The following is a 17,615-nucleotide window of genomic DNA, read 5'->3' as shown; positions in this document are numbered from 1 at the left end:
GCGATGCTCGCGTCGCGATCCACGGGAGGCTCAGTGGTGCTTGCGCAGCGGCGCATCCTCGACGAACCACGCGAGCACGAACGCGATCGCGATGACGGTCGCCGCCGCGAGATACACGACGTGCAGCGAGCCGGCGAACGCATGCAGGTACACGTCGCGCACGGCATCCGGCAACTGGTGCACGGCGGCCGGACCGAGCGCGGGCGGCAGCTCCGTGCCGGCCGGCAGCGCAGCCATCACCCGCGACTGCAGCCCGTGCGAGAACAGCGCGCCGAACGCCGCGACGCCGAGCGAGCCGCCGATCGAGCGGAACAGCGTCGCGCCCGACGTCGCGACGCCCATGTGCCGGAATTCGACCGTGTTCTGCACGGCGAGCGTGAGCACGGGCATCACCATGCCGAGCCCGATCCCGAGCAGCGCCATGTACGCATACATCGTGTGCAGCGGCGTATCGAGCGTCAGCGTCGACAGCAGCGCCATCGCGATACCGCCGGTCAGCGTGCCCAGGATCGGGAACATCCGGTACGAGCCGAGCCGCGAGATCAGCCGGCCGCTGACGATCGACGTCACGAGCATCCCGCCCATCATCGGCAGCAGCTGCATCCCGGCTTGCGACGGCGTCGAGCCCTTCACGACCTGCAGGTAGAGCGGGATGAACGTGACCGAGCCGAACAGCGCGATGCCGACGACGAAGCCGATCAGGCTGACCAGCACGAAGGTGCGATGACGGAACAGTTCGAGCGGCATGATCGGCTCGGCCGCGAGCCGTTCCTCATAAATGAAGCCGCCGATCGCGACGACGCCGAGCACGAGCGTCATCCACAGTTGCGGCGACGTCCACGGCAGCAGCGAGCCGCCTTCGCTCGTGAACAGGATCACGCAGGTGAGGGCGGTGGCGAGGAATGCGGCGCCCATGTAGTCGATCCGGTGCTTCACGTGCGCGGTGTGCGGCCGGAACGCGACGCCGATCACCGCGAGCGCGAGAAAGCCGAGCGGCAGGTTGATCGTGAAGATCCAGCGCCACGACAGGTGCTCGACCAGGAAGCCGCCGAGCAGCGGGCCGATGATCGTCGCGAGGCCGTACACGCCGCCGAACATCCCCTGGTAGCGTGCGCGGCGGTCGGGCGGCACCAGATCGCCGATCGCGGCCATCGTGACGACCATCAGGCCGCCGCCACCCAGCCCCTGCAGCGCGCGCAGCACGATCAGCTGCGTCATGTCCTGCGCGACGCCGCACAGTGCGGAGCCCGCGAGGAACAGCACGATCGCGGCCTGCAACACGATCTTGCGGCCGTACAGGTCGCCGAGCTTGCCGTACAGCGGCAGCACGACGGTGGACGACAACAGGTACGCGGTGACGACCCACGACAACTGGTCGAGCCCGCCGAGCTCGCCGACGATCGTCGGCAGCGCGGTCGACACGATCGTCTGGTCGAGTGCGGACAGCAGCATGACCAGCAGCAGCGCGGCGACGATCAGCCCGGTCGGCGCGTCGCGGCGGGCCGTTTCGGCGGCCGGCGGAGTGAGGAGGGTGTCGGTGGTCATCGAGATATCTGCCATGGCAGGGAATTGTGTCGAACTATAGCCATGAATAGTTGACTGGTCAATTTCTGCTCAGCCTCGATATGTTGCAACCGTAACAGGAGATTGCCGGCCCGAAAAATTGACCGGGATCAGGGGAAAGCGGGGCCGGACTCAAGTTTTTTGCAGGCAAACCGTAATCCAGAGTGCTGCGGACCGATTGCCGTGGCACTTTTCATCGCTCACGGCCCGTCATGAACCTGAACGTCCTGTTTTCCCGTTTCTCGATCCGTACGCGGATCTTCTCCACGCTCGGCCTCGTCGCCGCGCTGCTCGTCGTATCGGGGCTGATCGGCCTCGCCGGCATGCAGAGCTCGAACCGCGCGCTGGACGAGGCCTATACGCAGCAGCTGGCTGCGAAGACCGCGCTGTCGGCGGCCAGCCTGAACCTGACGGTCGTGCGTACGACGCTCGACCGCGCGCTGCTGCATCCGGAAGCGCCGGAAGTACCCGATCTCGTCCAGAAGGCCGAGAACTATCTCGCGAAGGCCGACACCGCATGGCGCGGCTACGCGGCGATGCCGCACGACGGCGACGAAGGCCCGCTCGCGAGCCGCCTCGACGCCGCGCGTCAGGCGCTGATCGGGCAGGCGTTGAAGCCGATGATCGACGCGGTGCGCGACGGCCGCCGCGACGAGGCCGACCGGCTGCTGATGCAGGTCGCGCCGCCGCTGTCGGTCGCGCTCACGCAGGCGACCGATGCGCTCGACGCGTACCAGGCCGCGCGTGGCAAGGAGGTGTACGACACCGCGCAAACCTATTACGGCTGGATGCGCGTGGGCGCGATCGCGGGTATCGCATTCGGCCTCGCCGCATGCCTCGGCTGCGCGATCGGCCTGCATTACGCGATCACGCAGCCGGTGAACCGGCTGCTGTCGCACTTTCGCCGCCTGTCGGACGGCGACCTGACGTCGGAGGTGCGCTGGTCGTCGCACGACGAGATGGCCGAGCTGGTCAAGGGCGTGACCGGCATGCAGCGCAGCCTCGCGGACACGGTGCGCCAGGTGAGCCAGGGTTCCGAGGCGATTTCGACGGCGACGCACCAGATCGCGGCCGGCAACACCGACCTGTCGCAGCGCACCGAGGAACAGGCGTCCGCGCTGCAGGAGACGGCCGCGAGCATGGAGCAACTGACGGCGACCGTGAAGCAGAATGCCGACCATGCGCTCGAGGCGCAGGCGTGCGCGGACAGCGCGAGCGAGATCGCGACGCGCGGCGCAACGGTGGTCGGCGAGGTGATCGGCACGATGAACGAGATCGACCAGAGCTCGCAGAAGGTCGCCGACATCATCGGCACGATCGAGGGCATCGCGTTCCAGACCAACATCCTCGCGCTGAATGCGGCGGTCGAAGCCGCGCGCGCGGGCGAGCAGGGCCGTGGCTTCGCGGTGGTCGCGGGCGAGGTGCGCACGCTCGCGCAACGCTCGGCGTCGGCGGCGAAGGAAATCCGCACGCTGATCGGCGAATCGGTCGAGCGTGTCGCGAACGGTTCGCGGCTCGTCGGCGTGGCCGGCACGACGATGCAGGACATCCAGCAGGCGATCGGGCGCGTGACGGGCATCATGACGGAGATCGCGGCCGCGTCGAACGAGCAGCGCGACGGGATCGAGCAGGTGAACCGGGCGGTGTCGCAGATGGACCAGGTGTCGCAGCAGAACGCGGCGCTCGTCGAGCAGGCCGCGGCGGCGGCCGCGTCGCTGGAAGAGCAGGCCGACGGGCTGCGCCGCGCGGTCGGCGCGTTCCGGGTCGCTTGATCGACCGGGGCGGCGACGGGGCGCGCGCTCGCCTGCCGGTCGTCCGCCCGTTACCTCAGACGGCCGCGAGTTGCGCGGCCGCGCGTGACGACGCGACGATCAGCAGCTTCATCGTCGCACGCGTCGCGCCGACGAACAGCTTGCGCGCGGCACGCGCGTCGAGCGTGTCGAAGTCGACCTCGGTGAGAATCACGCACGGCGCCGACTGGCCCTTGAAGCGGTAGATCGAATCGTGCAGCACGTCGCCTTCGCGATACTCCGGGTTGCCGAACAGGTCGTACTTGCCGGTGAAGCTCTTGAGCCGGTGCGGGCCGAGCTGGTCGAGCGACGCGAGCACCGAGCCTTCGCGGCCGCGATACGACAGCAGCGCGATGTCCTGTTTGCGGAAGCCGAGCGACAGCGCGTGCGTGATCGCCCGCTTGGTCGCATCGATGCAGGCGTTGGCCAGTGCGTCTCCCGACGCGCCTTCTTCCCCGTATGCCGACACCGACGGATCCGAACCGTCGAACGGGCTGCCCGAGCGTAGCTCGGCTGCAAGCGGCTCGACCCGGCCGACGATGCCGCGCACGAATTCGAGCAGGTCGCGCGGGCTGCGGTAGTTCGTGAGCGCCTTCAGCGTGACCCAGCCCGGCAGCGCGACGGGTTCGCGCATGTACAGGTTCTGCAGCGGATCTTCCAGCCACCACCATGCGCCATCCGGTGCCAGCAAGCGCTCCAGTGCGGCCGCCCACGGCGCATGGAAATCCTGCCCTTCGTCGACGACCAGCACGTCGAAGCGCCAGTGGTCGGGGATCGGGGCTTCCGCGAAGCGTGCTTCGAGCCGCTCGAATTCGCCGGGTACCTGGAAGTCGGGCGTATAGCCGCCGTCGCGCGCGACCCAGTCGCACAGCTGGTGGTAGTTCGCGATCTTCGCGCCGGGCGGCGCGATACGCGCGATGTAGTCGGCCAGCGGCCGGTTGAAGCATACGTAGAGCACGCGCTTGCCGGCCGCGACCGCATCGCGCATCGCCTGCACCGCGAGCTGGGTCTTGCCCGAGCCGGCCGTGCCGGTGACGCGCAGCCGGAACGGCGCGAATTCGAGCTGGCGTGCCCACGCGGCGAGCCCGCCCGACAGCCGCGTGACGAGCGTGCCGGCCTGCCCGACGAGCGCGCTCGTGTCGGGCGTGAGCGCGAGCTCGTCGGCCAGGAAATGGTGGAGCTTCGGCGCGTTCGGAAAGTGCTCGTCGTCCTCGGGCAGGATCTGCAGGATCACCTGCGCGAGCTGCGCCTTGCGCGACGCATCGACGATGCGGTCGGCCGCGACGCCGGCGATCGACGCGTCGCGGATCGCGTAGTCGGGGCAGTACAGCAGCGCCTCGACACCGTAGACGCCCGCGCCGAGCGCGGCCGTCAGGCGCCGGTGCAGCGTTTCCTGCGTGCGCGCGAGCTGGATCGGGACATTGCGTTCCTTCTGCAGATAGACCTTCACGAGCCCCTTCGGCGTTTCGCGCAGGAAGCCGGCTTTCTGCTCGATCAGCAGCACGCGGCCGGCCGGGCTCACGACGACGAACGCTGCTTCGCCGAACACCGAGAATGCCTGGTCGGCGCGGGTCCAGTGCACGCCGTGATACACGGTGTAGCTGTCGGGCAGCGCGTGTTCGAGCGCGGCGAGCGTTTCGCGCTCGCGTTCGGCCGCGCCGGTCGCGGCGAGGCTTTTCCAGTCGTCGGGGATGAGGCGGGCCATGGCGTCGGGCGGCGGAAGCCGGCGTGGGCGTGAACGGGTGCGGCTATTGTACCGAGCCATGAACCTGTTCACGACCGCCGTGCCGCGCGGACGCTGGCCGTCCGGAGGCGGACGGCCCGGGGGCGTTACCCGCGCGCGAGCCGTTTGGCGAGATCGGCGCTGAGGATCGCCATGCGCGCGGGCTTTTCGTAGCAGACCACGTCGAACGCGCGGATCACTTCGCTGATGTCGGCCTCGCTCGCGCGGCCGGTGAGCAGGTCGCCCGTCAGCACGAAGATCGGCGCACCCGGGTTGTCGGACGTGCGCACCGCCTTGATCGCGGTGGCGGCGGTGCTGTCGTCGAACAGCCATTCGGTCAGGACCGCGTCGAACGCCTGGCCCTGAAGCGCGTCGACGAACGGCGCGAGGCCGTCGAATGCGGCCGTCGCGAAACCCTGGCGTTCGAGATAGCGGCACAGCTCGGTCGCGCTGACGCGATCGGGGTCGATCACCGCGACGACGAGCTTGTCGCTCTCCGCGCGGCGCGGATAGATCTCGATCTTGTGCACGTCGTACGCGTTCTGGTACAGCACGCCGGAGTGGCGCAGCACGCGCCAGCGGCCGTTTTGTTCATACGCGACGAACTCGGGGCGTGCGCCGGCTTCGAGCGGCGCGCCGATCCATGCGGTGCACGGAATCTCGGCGACGCCCGCGTAAAGGACGGCTTCCTGCGAATAGGCGCCGACCATGCCGGGGTCGAGCGTCTGCGCGCCGAACAGCTGGGCGGCGGGTTCGCCGTAGGCTTCGGCGACTTTCTTGATTTGCGCGAGCGTCCAGGGGCTGCTGCCGCGCAGTTTGCGATGGCCTTGCGAGAAACTCAGGTCGAGGATGCGGCACAGCTCGGTGGTCTGCTGGCGCTTGCCGATGCCGTTGCGGGTCATCAGCTCGCGCACGCGCTCGGCAACCGCGAGGGAATCCGTGGTGATTGCTTCAGTGGTCATGCTACGGGAACGGATCGTGACGTTCAGAACGACGCCTTTCGGCAGTCTCGACGGACAGTCTTCAAGACGTCCAGGGGCGAGCCGACCGGCCACGCGCGGAAAAGATAACTTTACCGCAAAATGGTCGGTATTCAGCGTCGTGAAAGATGCGTTTGTGTGAAAGGTGTGTCACGACGTTACCACCGCGGTCCGTATCCGGATGCATTAACGCCTGACAGGAAACAATGACGACAACTTATCCGCTGCACGATGCCCTGACCCTCGCCGGCACGCCATTCCCGGCAGAAGCCGACGTCGTGATCGCGGGTGCCGGCATCATGGGCTGCGCCGCTGCGTATTACCTGGGCTTGCGCGGCCTGAAGGCCGTCGTGCTCGACAAGTCACGCATCGCAGGACAGCAGTCGACCCGTGCGTGGGGCTTCGTGCGGCAGCAGGGCCGCGAAGCGGCCGAGGTGCCACTGATGATGGCCGGCATGCGGATCTGGGAGGGGCTAGAGGAAATCCTCGGTTTTGATCTCGAATGGCGGCAGGGCGGCTGTCTTTATATTGCGGACAACGAAACGGACTGGGCGTCGTTCAACGCGTGGCTCGCCGTCGCGCGTGAGCACGGGCTCGACACGCGGACGCTGACGCGCGCGCAGATCGACGAGCGCGTCAGCGGCCTTTCGTCGCAGGCACGCACGCTCGGCGGGCTGTACACCGCGACCGACGGCCAGGCCGAGCCGCGCCGCGTGGCCGCCGCGTTCGCCGCGCGGGCCGCCGAGGCTGGCGCGCGCTTCTTCGAAGGCTGCGGCGTGACCGCGATCGAGACGGCCGGCGGCGCGGTGGTCGGGGTCGTGACCGAGCGCGGCACGATCCGCACGCGTCGCGTGATCTGTGCGGCCGGCGCGACCAGCTTCCGGCTGCTCGACGGCGTCGGCATCCGGCTGCCGCAGCAGGCCGTCCGCGGTACCTGCATGCGCACCAATGTGGTGCCGCCGGTGTCGGCGTCGACGGTGTGGGGGCACGGCCTCGGCATCCGGCAGCGCAAGAATGGCGCGATCAATCTCGCCGACGACATGCAGGTCGACGTCGACCTGACGCTCGGCCACCTGCGCGGATTGAGCCTGTTCTGGCCGGAATTCTGGTCGCAGCGCGACAAGTTCCGGCTGCACGTGAACGGAGCTGCGTGGCGCGATGCGCTTGCCCGCATCAACGGTGCGACCGGGCCGATCGAGCCGCGCGATCCGCAGCCACAGCCGAATCGTGCGCATGCGCCGCGCGCGCTCGCGAAACTCAAGGCCATATTCCCCGCGCTGAAGGATGCGCAGATCGTCGAGGCCTGGGCCGGCCTGATCGACGTGCTGCCCGACGGCATTCCGGTGATCGATGCGCCGGGCACGCCGTCCGGGCTCGCGATTGCGACGGGGTTCTGTGGCCACGGTTTCGCGATGGGGCCGATCGTCGGGCGGCTGCTTGCCGAATGGGTCGACACGGGCGCGCCATCGCTCGACCTGTCGGCGTTTCGCGCGCAGCGCTTCGTCGACGGAACGATGGTGCGGCCGCGCAGCATGCTGTAACGGACGAATCGACGTGATGACGTCGGCCGGTCGCGGCCGACCCATCGTAGAATCGAGCCCGCATCCTTCAGGAGATTCCCCGTTGGCTTCGCCCTCCGCTCAGCGCCGCTCGTTGCGCTCACGCTTGCGTCGCGCCCGCAATCCGTGGCAGGCGCCGCGTGCGCGCACGCTGTTCACGCGTCCCGCGACGTCGCCGCGGCGCACGCTGCTGTTCCGTATCGGCGCGGTCGTGCTGCTGTGCACACTCGCGTTCCTCGTGCTGTATCTCGACCGCGACGGGTTGCGCGATTCGACCAAGAGCACGCCGATGACCGTCGCCGATCTCGTGTACTTCACGATGGTCACCGTCGCAACGGTCGGCTACGGCGACATCGTGCCCGTCACCGCACGGGCGCGCCTGATCGATGCGTTCTTCATCGTGCCGATCCGCATCGGCATCTGGTTCATTTTCCTGGGCACGGCGTATCAGTTCGTGATCCAGCGCGTCGTCGAGGAATTCCGCATGAAACGCCTGCAAAAGCAACTGTCCGATCACATCGTCGTATGCGGTTATGGCCTGTCGGGGTCGATCGCGGTGCGCGAACTGCTCGAGAGCGGCGTCGATCCGGCGACGCTCATCGTGATCGATTCGCAGCAGCAGGCGATCGAGGCCGCGACGTCGCTCGGCGTGGCAGGATTGCTCGGCGATCCCGCGCACGAGGATCTGCTGCAACAGGCACAGGTGCGTGAAGCGAAGGCCGTGATCATTTCGGTGACCGACGATCCGACCGCGATCCTGCTGACGCTGTCGGTGCGCAGCATCGCACCCGATACGAAGATCGTCGTGCGGATCCAGGAGAACCTGTACCAGCGGCAACTGCGGCAGGCGGGGGCGGACGTGATCGTGTCGTCGACGAAGATCGGCGCGCTGCTGCTCGCGGATGCCGTGCATAGCCGCTATATCGTGCCGTTCGTGAACGACATGCTGTCGACGCGCGGCCGCGCGACGCTGCTGGAGCGCGAGGCGATGCCGCAAGAGGTCGGCTGCATGACGAACGTCGTGCCGGGCGCGATCGTCGTCGGGCTCGACCGGTGCGGGAAGATCTTTTCGTTCTACGAGGACCCGCCGTGCCGGATCGAGGCGGGGGACACGCTGGTCGTGATCCAGTCGGCGCGGATTCCCGATCCGGATATTTGAAGGATGGGCGTTCTGGAAAGTCTATTGATGTCCATGATTTGATGGCGAACGGTTTTGTGATTGCGTGTTTATATTTTGTCGCGTAGGCGCTGTGTAGGCGATCTATGGCAACGAGAATCCACGTAGATCGATATCAAATGCGTCGTCGAGATCTCATCAACGATGCCAGCAAGGACTCGACGCTTGTTGTAGTGACGCGTGTGATCGGACTGGTCGTGTTGCAAAACCGCAGTCGCGAAGAGAAAGCGTAAGCAGCATGCCAGCGTCCTGGGTCGAGTGCGGTATCTGCGACGGTAACGGCCTGGGGCGGGCACCATGCGCTTGGTATACTTCGACCTCTTTCCGCCCTCGATGTCACGCCTGCATGTCCAGCTCCGATACTTCGGCCAAGCGCCAGCCTGCCGCCAAACGTACCCGAGGCCGCCCGTCCGGCACGTCGCACGTGGGATTCGATTCGCTGCTGCGATGTGCGCGGCAGCGGTTCGCCAAGCAGGGCTACGCTGCAACCAGCGTACGGGAGATTGCTGGTCTCGCGGGCGTCGATCCTGCATTGATGGCCCATCATTTCGGATCGAAAGAAGGGCTGTGGATCGCGGTCGTCGACCAGCTGGCCGCGCAGCTGGCGGAGTTGATCGAGATGACGACCCAGTTGCGCAACAGCCGGATGTCGCCGATCGAACGGATCAGACAGGCATTGACACTGTTCATCGACAACGTGTTCGCCAACCCGGATATCGGCATGTTCTTCTCGACCGCCACGACGGAGCACGGCGAGCGCTTGAACGTGCTCGTGGAACGGTTGCTCGGCCCTTATCGTGACGCGTTCATTCCGCTTCTCGCGGATGCAATCGAAGCCGGAAAGATGAAGTCTCACGATCCCGAGCTGATGCACGCGATGATCGTGAATGCGATCAGCAATACGATCTCCTATGGCCACGTGTTCGCGAAGTTTTCAACGCTGCCCGACCACCCTGAGAAATTCAAGCAAGGCGTCCTGGATATCGTAATGGGGATGCTGCGATAGTGCGGCAGCGGTGCCGAGCGGGGCGCAAGGTCTCGGCGGCATGTGACGCACGGAAGTCACGGGGCGGGGCGCATGACGCAGCGCGGGCAGGGGCTGTCACGCGCCAACCGCGATGGCCTGGCATCGAGCCGGTGCAGGGGCGTGCGGTGTGGCCGCCGATTCGTCGAACGTCGCCAGCAGATGGTCGATGAAGGTTCGCACCTTGGCCGGCAAGTGGCGACGGCTCGGGTAGACGATGCCGAACGTGGGCGCGGGCGCCCAGTAATCCGGGAGGACTCGCTTCAGCGTGCCTTTTTCGAGTTCCCGCTCAACCAGTGCGGGATGGATCAACGCGATGCCTGCACCTGACAGGACCATCTGCATCAGAAAATCGATATTGTTGGCCACGACGGCCGGATGGCACGTGATCGTCACGGTGCCGTCGGCACTGTCCAGTTGAAGCTCGGATTTACCGCGCTGGGGGCCCGAGATCGCGAGATACGCGTGCTCGGACAACGCCTCCGGGCGCGTCGGCTCGCCGCGCCGTTGAAGATAGTCGGGTGATGCGCACGCGATGAGCGGCGAGCTGAAGACCGCTCGTGCGACGAGGCTCGTGCATGACAACGACGACAGGTCGACGATGCCGGCATCGTATCCGTCTGCGACCAGATCGACCGGGCGATCGACCAGCACGGGAACGGGAACCACTTCCGGGTACGAATCGCAATAGTCTCGCAGGCACGACGACAGGTGCCGCAGCGAAAGGCCGACGGAGACCGCCACGCGCAGGGTTCCGGACGGCGTGAGCGTGGGCACCGATACCGCGTGCTCGACTTCGTCGAGCTTCGCCAGAATGTCGCTGACACGCGTGTAATACATCCGCCCGAAATCCGTGAGGGACACACTTCTCGTTTTGCGGACGAGCAGGCGCCTTTCCAGTTGTTCCTCGAGCCAGTTGACGCGACGGCTGATCATCATTTGAGAGATGCCGAGGTTGGTGGCCGCACGGATAAAGCTCCCGTCGTTCACGACCTGTACGAACGACCGCATCGATTGAAGTTTGTCCATTTCGGTTTCCGGGTTCACGCGTCGTTTCCATCCCGGACAAGTCGTGCCCGGCAATCGACGGGCTCGGCATGTGCATGGGAACGGTCGTCGGCGTCGTTTGCCGACATTATTCAACACGTGTTGAATAAAATGATATCGCAAAAATGGTCATGCGTGAAGCGTGCCCGCGACCTGCTTCCCGCTGTCATGTACGCCACGACGTCTGAGCGCGTCGATCGAGCCGGCGCCAAAGGCCGGCGGTCGCGCTGGCGGCATGCTCGCCAGGTTCGACGCCGACCCTCCGTTCGGGTGGTGCAATCGCTGAAATCCGTCGCCCGACGGTGCACCTGGCGCCTCGTTACCCCGATCTGAGTGGCACTTCTATCTGCTACCCGTTCTGCCGTATGAGCGCCGCTGGCGCCTGGCTTCGCGCTGCCTCGAGCGTGCCGTCATACCGCGTGGCGTGACGATCGAACGGTTGACAGCGTCGCGACGGATGCCCTACCATCGCATTAAATCAACAAGTGATGAATAAATTTCGACCATGAGGATTCCGGCCATCGGGGACGGATAGCGCGCAGCGCGCTTTGCTTCCGCCCCGGCACGACAGGCGCCCGGCAACCCGGGCTGCATGCCTACTCCGTCGGGTGGATGTCCCGCCGCATCGCCCGCGTCATTCGGACGCGGTGATTCGTTGCGTCGGGTCGTGCGTTAACGGGCGGGATGTTCTGGACCGTTAACGTCCTTTCTTATAGATCAGTACACCTACGTAATGGGTGGGAGTCATGCTGCGCGCAGAAATCGTCGAATCCGGTGCCCGTTGCCGATTCGAGGTTGCGTGTGGCGGATCGTATGCGCGTCGCGATGGCGGATGCGCCACGCAGGCGTCCATATGGATGGACGAACCGGACTTGTCGTTCAGCCCGGCGCGCCGAGGGGCTTCCCCGGTGGTGGCCGGATTCGCAACGTTGAGAGTGAGAAACATGAAACGAACAGTGAGGGATGTTGTATGTACCGGATGATCATTCCCAAGAGAAGCGCGTTGCTTGCGACGTGTGTCGTGGTCGGGTCGATGGCCGTCGCCGGATGCCAGAAGAAGGAAACCGCGGTGGCGGCCGTCCCCGAGGTCGGCGTGGTCACGCTGCAGCCGCAGGAGATCACGCTCAAGTCGTTGTTGCCGGGTCGCGCGAATTCGTGGCGTGTCGCCGAGGTGCGCCCGCAGGTCAACGGCCTGATCAAGCGGCGGCTCTTCGTCGAAGGCGAGGATGTCAAGCAGGGGCAGCAGCTCTACCAGATCGACGATGCGCCGTACAAGGCCGCGTACGAAAAGGCGCGTGCCGCGCTGGTATCGGCGCAGCATCTCGCCGAGCGCAATGAAAAACTGCTTGCCGACAACGCGGTGAGCCGCCAGCAGTACGACGACTCGGTGTCCTCGTACCGCCAGGCGCAGGCCGATCTCGATACCGCGAAGGTCAACCTGGACTACACGAAGGTCTACGCGCCGATCGCCGGGCGCATCGGCCGCTCGCTCGTGACGGAAGGCGCACTGGTCACGAACGGCCAGGCGCAGTCGATGGCCGTCATCACGCAGCTCGATCCCATTTACGTTGACGTGACGCAGTCGTCGTCCGACATGCTGCGCCTGCGCAAGGAACTCGCCGACGGCCAGTTGCAGACGGTCAGCGCAGGGGCGGCCAGTGTCGGGCTGTTGCTCGAGGACGGCACGTCGTATGCGCACGGCGGCACGCTGAAGTTCTCCGAAGTCAGTGTCGACGAAGGCACGGGCTCGGTGACGTTGCGTGCCCAGTTCCCGAATCCGGATCACCAGATCCTGCCGGGCATGTTCGTGCGCACGAAGCTCGACGAGGGCGTCAAACGGGACGCGATCCTGGTGCCGCAGCAGGGCATCACGCGCGATACGACGGGCACGCCGGTGGCCTGGGTCGTCGGTGCCGACGGCAAGGTGCAACTGAAGCAGCTCGCGGTGGACAGGACAGTCGGCAATACGTGGCTCGTCCGCACCGGGCTGAATGCGGGCGAACGCGTGGTGACCGAAGGCGTGCAGAAACTGCAGGTCGGCATGAAGGTCGTTGCGGTGCCCGCGACGAACGTCCATGTCGACCTGGGTGACGCGCGCATTGCCGCGCCGTCCACGGCAAACGGCAGCTAGTCGGAGCGCGCATGTCACAGTTCTTCATCAGGCGACCCATCTTTGCGTGGGTCATCGCCATCGTCATCATGCTGGCCGGTTATCTGGCGATTCGTTCGCTACCGATCAACCAGTATCCGAACATCGCGGCGCCCGCGGTGTCGATCACGGTCAGCTATCCGGGCGCGTCCGCGCAGACGGTTCAGGACACGGTCGTCCAGCCGATCGAGCAGCAGCTCAACGGCCTCGACGGGCTGCGTTACATGTCGTCGGAAAGTAACGCCGACGGCAGCATGACGATCGTCGCGACGTTCGACCAGGGCACCAACCCCGATATCGCGCAGGTCCAGGTGCAGAACAAGCTGTCGCTCGCGACGCCGCTTCTGCCCCAGGAAGTGCAGCAGCAGGGGATTCGCGTTGTGAAGTACCAGATCAACTTCATGATGGTCGCGGCGCTCGTCTCCGAAGACGGGAAGATGTCGAGCGGCGACCTCGGCAACTATCTGGCGTCGAACCTCCAGGATCCGATCCTGCGAACGAAAGGGGTGGGCGACTACCTGCTGATGGGTTCGCAGTACGGGATGCGGATCTGGCTCGACCCGGCGAAGCTCGACAGCTACTCGCTCACTCCGCTCGACGTCACGAACGCGATCCGGTCGCAGAACGTCCAGGTGTCGTCGGGCCAGCTCGGCGGCCTGCCGACGCGGCGCGGCGTGGAACTGAGCGCGACGGTGATCGGGAAGGTGCGCCTGCGTACCGCCGACGAGTTCAAGCAGATCCTGCTCAAGGTGAATGCCGATGGTTCGCAGGTCAAGCTCGGCGACGTCGCGACCGTGAGCCTCGGGCCGGAGAACTACTCGATCTCGAGTATGTACAACGGCAAGCCGTCGGCCGGTATCGCACTGCGTCTGGCGACCGGCGCGAACCTGCTCCAGACGGTGGAATCGGTCAAGAAACTGCTCAAGGAACAGGAAGCGCTGTTGCCGCCGGGCGTGAAGATCGTCATTCCGTACGACACGTCGCCGGTCGTTCACGCGTCGATTTACGAAGTGGTCAAGACGCTGATCGAAGGCATCATCCTCGTGTTCCTGGTGATGTACCTGTTCCTGCAGAACATCCGCGCGACGCTGATTCCGACGCTGGCCGTTCCGGTCGTGCTGCTGGGCACGTTCGGCGTGCTCTCCGCGTTCGGCTTCACGATCAACACGCTCACCATGTTCGGCATGGTGCTGGCGATCGGCCTGCTGGTCGACGATGCGATCGTCGTGGTGGAGAACGTCGAGCGCGTGATGACCGAGGAAGGGCTGAGCGCGCGGGAAGCGACCAGCAAGTCGATGGGGCAGATCCAGGGCGCGCTGGTCGGTATCGCGATGGTGCTGTCGGCCGTGTTCCTGCCGATGGCGTTCTTCGGCGGGTCGACGGGCGTGATCTATCGCCAGTTCTCGATCACGATCGTGTCGGCGATGGCGCTGTCGGTGCTGGTTGCACTGGTGTTCACGCCGGCGTTGTGCGCGACGATGCTCAAGCCGGGCGATGCCGATAATCATGTGAAGAAGGGTTTCTTCGGGTGGTTCAACCGAACCTTCGACCGTGGTACCGACCGCTACGAAGGCGCAGTCGCGGCGATCCTGCGCAAGAAGGGGCGCTACATCGTCATCTACCTGCTGATCGTGGTCGGCATGGGCTTCCTGTTCACGCGCATTCCGACGGCTTTCCTGCCGGACGAAGACCAGGGGACGCTGTTCGTTCAGCTCCAGATGCCGGGCAATGCATCGGCAGAACGGACCGAGGACGCGTTGGCGAAGGTGCGTGACTACCTGTTGAAGGACGAGGCGGATGTCGTCGAATCGGTCTATACCGTGAACGGCTTCAACTTCGCGGGGCGCGGGCAGAACTCTGCGCTGGCCTTCGTCGCGCTCAAGCCGTGGGACAAGCGCAAGGGTAGCGACCCTAGCGTGTTCGGGCTTGCACAGCGTGCCGGTGCGGCGTTTTCGAAGATCAAGGACGGCATCGTGATTCCGATCGTGCCGCCGGCGATCATGGAAATGGGTAACTCGCAGGGCTTCGACGTGTATCTCCAGGATCGTAACGGTCAGGGCCACGACGCGCTGATGGCGGCGCGCGACCAGTTCCTGAAGCTTGCGCACGAGAATCCGCTGCTGGCCAACGTCCGCCCGAACGGCATGAACGACGAGCCGCAGTTCCACATCGATATCGACGATGAGAAGGCGCGTGCGCTGCAGGTCAGCATCGCCGACATCAACGATACGATGACCGCCGCCTGGGGTTCCCAGTACGTGAACGACTTCGTCGATCGCGGCCGGGTGAAGAAGGTATACGTCCAGGGCGTGCCGGATGCGCGCGTCGGCCCGGAGGATCTGTACAAATGGTATCTGCGCAACAGCAACGGCCAGATGGTGCCGTTCTCGGCGGTGGCGTCGGGGCACTGGGAATACGGTTCGCCGAAGCTCGAGCGTTACAACGGCATTCCGGCCGTCGAACTGCAGGGCCAGCCGAAAGCCGGCCACAGTTCGGGCGAAGCGATGCAGGAGATCGAGAAGATCGCGGTGCAGCTGCCGAACGGATTCGGGCTGGCGGTCACGGGGCTGTCCTATGAGGAACAGCTGTCGGGCTCGCAGGCGCCGGCGCTCTATGCGCTGTCGATCCTGATCGTGTTCCTCTGTCTTGCCGCGCTGTACGAGAGCTGGTCGGTGCCGTTCTCGGTGCTGATGGTCGTGCCGCTCGGCGTGATCGGCGCCGTGGTCGCCACGCTGGCACGCGGCCTGACGAACGACGTGTTCTTCCAGGTGGGCCTGCTGACGACGGTCGGCCTGTCGGCGAAGAACGCGATCCTGATCGTCGAGTTCGCGAAAGAGCTGTACGAAAAAGAAGGCATGTCGTTGATGCAGGCGGCTACTCAGGCGGCACGGCTGCGGCTGCGCCCGATCATCATGACGTCGATGGCGTTCGTGCTCGGTGTGCTGCCGCTCGCGATCTCGAACGGCGCCGGCTCGGGTAGCCAGCATTCGGTCGGCACGGGCGTGGTCGGCGGGATGATGACCGCGACGTTCCTGGCTGTGTTCTACGTGCCGTTGTTCTATGTGCTGGTGACAGGCCTGTTCTCGCGCGGCAAGACAGGCAAGGCCGACAAGGCCGACGACATCGACAAGGTTGACGAGGTGACCGCATGAAGATCCTGAAACTTGCGGTATTGCCCGCGGCGCTGCTGATGGCGAGCTGCACGATGATCCCAACCTATCATCGTCCCGACCCGTCGGTCGCCGCGCAGTACGCGACGGCCGCGCAGGACACCGCCGGCCAGCCGTCGGCCGCGGAAGTCGGCTGGCGCGACTTCTACACCGACCCGCACCTGCAGACGCTGATCGGCATGGCGCTGGAAAACAACCGCGACCTGCGTGTGGCCGTGCTGAACATCGAAGCGGCGCGCGCGCAGTACCGGATCCAGCGGGCGGACCTGCTGCCGACGTTGTCGGCCAGTGCGTCCGGGTCGATCCAGCGGCTGCCGTCGGACCTGTCGACGACGGGGCAGGCCGGTGTCACGCGGTCCTACAACGTCGGGGGTGTCGCGTCGTACGAGCTGGACCTGTTCGGCAAGATCCGGAGCCTGACGGAGCAGGCGATGCAGACGTATCTCGCGACCGAGGCCACACGCAAGGCCACCCAGATCAGCCTGATCGCCGAGGTGGCCACCGCGTGGCTGACGCTGCAGGCCGACCAGGACATCAAGTCGCTGACGGCCGATACGCTCGCCAGCCAGCGCGCGTCGCTGAAGATCGTCGAATCGGGGTACCGGAACGGCACGTCGTCGCTGCTCGATCTGCGTCAGGCAGAGACGACCGTCCGTGCCGCGGAAGCGAATCTCGCGCAGTACGAGCGGCAGGTGCGGACCGACATCAATGTGCTGACGCTGCTGGTCGGCGCGCCGCTCGATGATGCGCTGCTGTCGCGCGAATCGCTGGCGACGGTTCGGCTCGACGAGGATCTGCCGGCCGGGCTCCCGTCGGATCTCCTCGCGCGGCGGCCGGACATCATGGCGGCCGAGCATCAGCTGATGGCGGCCAACGCGAACATCGGCGCCGCCCGCGCGGCGTTCTTCCCGAGCATTTCGCTGACGGCCAGCGGCGGCACGGCCAGTGCATCGTTGCGCAACCTGTTCGATCCCGGCAGCGCGGCGTGGTCGTTCGGGCCGACGATCAGCGTGCCGATCTTCGACTACGGGCGCAACAGCGCGAACCTGGCCGTCTCGAAGGTCAATCGCGACATCGAAGTCGCGACGTACCAGAAGGCGGTCCAGACGGCGTTTCGCGAAGTGTCCGATGCGCTCGACGGGCGGGCGACCTGGGGCCAGCAGGAAACGGCCCAGCGCCTGCTGGTGGAGGCGAGCCAGTCGGCGTACCGGTTGTCCGACGTACGCTATCGCGAGGGTGTCGATGGCTACGTGAACGTGCTCGTCAACCAGCGGTCGCTGTACGACGCGCGGCAGAATCTGGTGAAGGTTCGGCTGGCGCGGATGACGAACACGGTCGACCTCTACCGCGCATTGGGCGGCGGCTGGCAGGACCGGACCGTGAAAGCCGACGTGCCGACCGGGCAAGCTGCGCATCCGCCGGGTTGACCCGTG

General features: G+C 65.9%; 11 protein-coding genes. 7 read left to right on the top strand and 4 right to left on the bottom strand.

What is annotated here, in order from left to right:
* Window positions 1-30: 30 nt before the first annotated feature.
* Window positions 31-1,545 carry an MDR family MFS transporter gene (locus LGN19_RS05300; protein WP_122949550.1) on the bottom strand — a complete coding sequence of 505 codons (1,515 nt, stop codon included), beginning with the start codon at window positions 1,543-1,545 and terminating at the stop codon, window positions 31-33.
* Between the two features lie 230 nt (window positions 1,546-1,775).
* On the opposite strand from LGN19_RS05300, the gene LGN19_RS05295 reads away from it, so the two are divergent.
* Window positions 1,776-3,335, top strand: coding sequence for a methyl-accepting chemotaxis protein (locus LGN19_RS05295; protein WP_122947404.1), 1,560 nt, complete (start codon window positions 1,776-1,778; stop codon window positions 3,333-3,335).
* Between the two features lie 55 nt (window positions 3,336-3,390).
* Here the strand turns inward: LGN19_RS05295 and LGN19_RS05290 are convergent, their stop codons facing one another.
* Window positions 3,391-5,058, bottom strand: coding sequence for an ATP-dependent helicase (locus LGN19_RS05290; RefSeq protein WP_226213484.1), 1,668 nt, complete (start codon window positions 5,056-5,058; stop codon window positions 3,391-3,393).
* Window positions 5,059-5,183: 125 nt separating this feature from the next.
* Window positions 5,184-6,038, bottom strand: coding sequence for a helix-turn-helix domain-containing protein (locus tag LGN19_RS05285; RefSeq protein WP_122947402.1), 855 nt, complete (start codon window positions 6,036-6,038; stop codon window positions 5,184-5,186).
* Between the two features lie 224 nt (window positions 6,039-6,262).
* Between LGN19_RS05285 and LGN19_RS05280 the strand changes: the two genes are divergently transcribed.
* From LGN19_RS05280 to LGN19_RS05270, 3 genes are all read left to right on the top strand, one after another.
* Window positions 6,263-7,597: an NAD(P)/FAD-dependent oxidoreductase gene (locus LGN19_RS05280; RefSeq protein WP_226213483.1), complete on the top strand. Its 1,335-nt coding sequence runs from the start codon at window positions 6,263-6,265 to the stop codon at window positions 7,595-7,597.
* Between the two features lie 82 nt (window positions 7,598-7,679).
* Window positions 7,680-8,774, top strand: coding sequence for a potassium channel family protein (locus LGN19_RS05275; protein ID WP_226213482.1), 1,095 nt, complete (start codon window positions 7,680-7,682; stop codon window positions 8,772-8,774).
* Window positions 8,775-9,138: 364 nt separating this feature from the next.
* Window positions 9,139-9,798 (top strand): TetR/AcrR family transcriptional regulator, encoded by a 660-nt coding sequence (locus tag LGN19_RS05270; protein WP_226213481.1) that lies wholly within the window; start codon window positions 9,139-9,141, stop codon window positions 9,796-9,798.
* A gap of 96 nt (window positions 9,799-9,894) precedes the next feature.
* Here the strand turns inward: LGN19_RS05270 and LGN19_RS05265 are convergent, their stop codons facing one another.
* A complete protein-coding gene (locus LGN19_RS05265) occupies window positions 9,895-10,863 on the bottom strand; it encodes a LysR family transcriptional regulator (RefSeq protein WP_226213480.1) in 969 nt (322 codons plus the stop codon).
* A gap of 970 nt (window positions 10,864-11,833) precedes the next feature.
* On the opposite strand from LGN19_RS05265, the gene LGN19_RS05260 reads away from it, so the two are divergent.
* The 3 genes from LGN19_RS05260 to adeC are packed head-to-tail and all read left to right on the top strand — an operon-like array spanning window position 11,834 to window position 17,609.
* Window positions 11,834-12,994, top strand: coding sequence for an efflux RND transporter periplasmic adaptor subunit (locus LGN19_RS05260; protein ID WP_413227180.1), 1,161 nt, complete (start codon window positions 11,834-11,836; stop codon window positions 12,992-12,994).
* Between the two features lie 11 nt (window positions 12,995-13,005).
* Window positions 13,006-16,164, top strand: coding sequence for an efflux RND transporter permease subunit (locus tag LGN19_RS05255; RefSeq protein ID WP_226213479.1), 3,159 nt, complete (start codon window positions 13,006-13,008; stop codon window positions 16,162-16,164).
* Complete coding sequence (gene adeC, locus LGN19_RS05250) at window positions 16,161-17,609, top strand: AdeC/AdeK/OprM family multidrug efflux complex outer membrane factor (protein ID WP_226213478.1); 1,449 nt, start codon at window positions 16,161-16,163, stop codon at window positions 17,607-17,609. Before LGN19_RS05255 ends, adeC begins: the two co-directional genes overlap by 4 nt.
* The last annotated feature ends 6 nt before the right edge of the window (window positions 17,610-17,615 follow it).

It is taken from the genome of Burkholderia sp. AU30198 (genome assembly GCF_020419825.1).
Taxonomy (GTDB): Bacteria; Pseudomonadota; Gammaproteobacteria; order Burkholderiales; family Burkholderiaceae; genus Burkholderia.
This window is presented reverse-complemented; position numbering and strand designations above follow the sequence as displayed.

Excerpts from the sequence above, each read along its gene's own strand:
- LGN19_RS05290 (WP_226213484.1), bottom strand. The coding sequence starts at position 5,058 with ATGGCCCGCCTCATCCCCGACGACTGGAAAAGCCTCGCCGCGACCGGC.
- LGN19_RS05300 (WP_122949550.1), bottom strand. The coding sequence starts at position 1,545 with ATGACCACCGACACCCTCCTCACTCCGCCGGCCGCCGAAACGGCCCGC.
- LGN19_RS05255 (WP_226213479.1), top strand. The coding sequence starts at position 13,006 with ATGTCACAGTTCTTCATCAGGCGACCCATCTTTGCGTGGGTCATCGCC.
- LGN19_RS05270 (WP_226213481.1), top strand. The coding sequence starts at position 9,139 with ATGTCCAGCTCCGATACTTCGGCCAAGCGCCAGCCTGCCGCCAAACGT.
- LGN19_RS05285 (WP_122947402.1), bottom strand. The coding sequence starts at position 6,038 with ATGACCACTGAAGCAATCACCACGGATTCCCTCGCGGTTGCCGAGCGC.
- adeC (WP_226213478.1), top strand. The coding sequence starts at position 16,161 with ATGAAGATCCTGAAACTTGCGGTATTGCCCGCGGCGCTGCTGATGGCG.
- LGN19_RS05295 (WP_122947404.1), top strand. The coding sequence starts at position 1,776 with ATGAACCTGAACGTCCTGTTTTCCCGTTTCTCGATCCGTACGCGGATC.
- LGN19_RS05260 (WP_413227180.1), top strand. The coding sequence starts at position 11,834 with ATGTACCGGATGATCATTCCCAAGAGAAGCGCGTTGCTTGCGACGTGT.
- LGN19_RS05280 (WP_226213483.1), top strand. The coding sequence starts at position 6,263 with ATGACGACAACTTATCCGCTGCACGATGCCCTGACCCTCGCCGGCACG.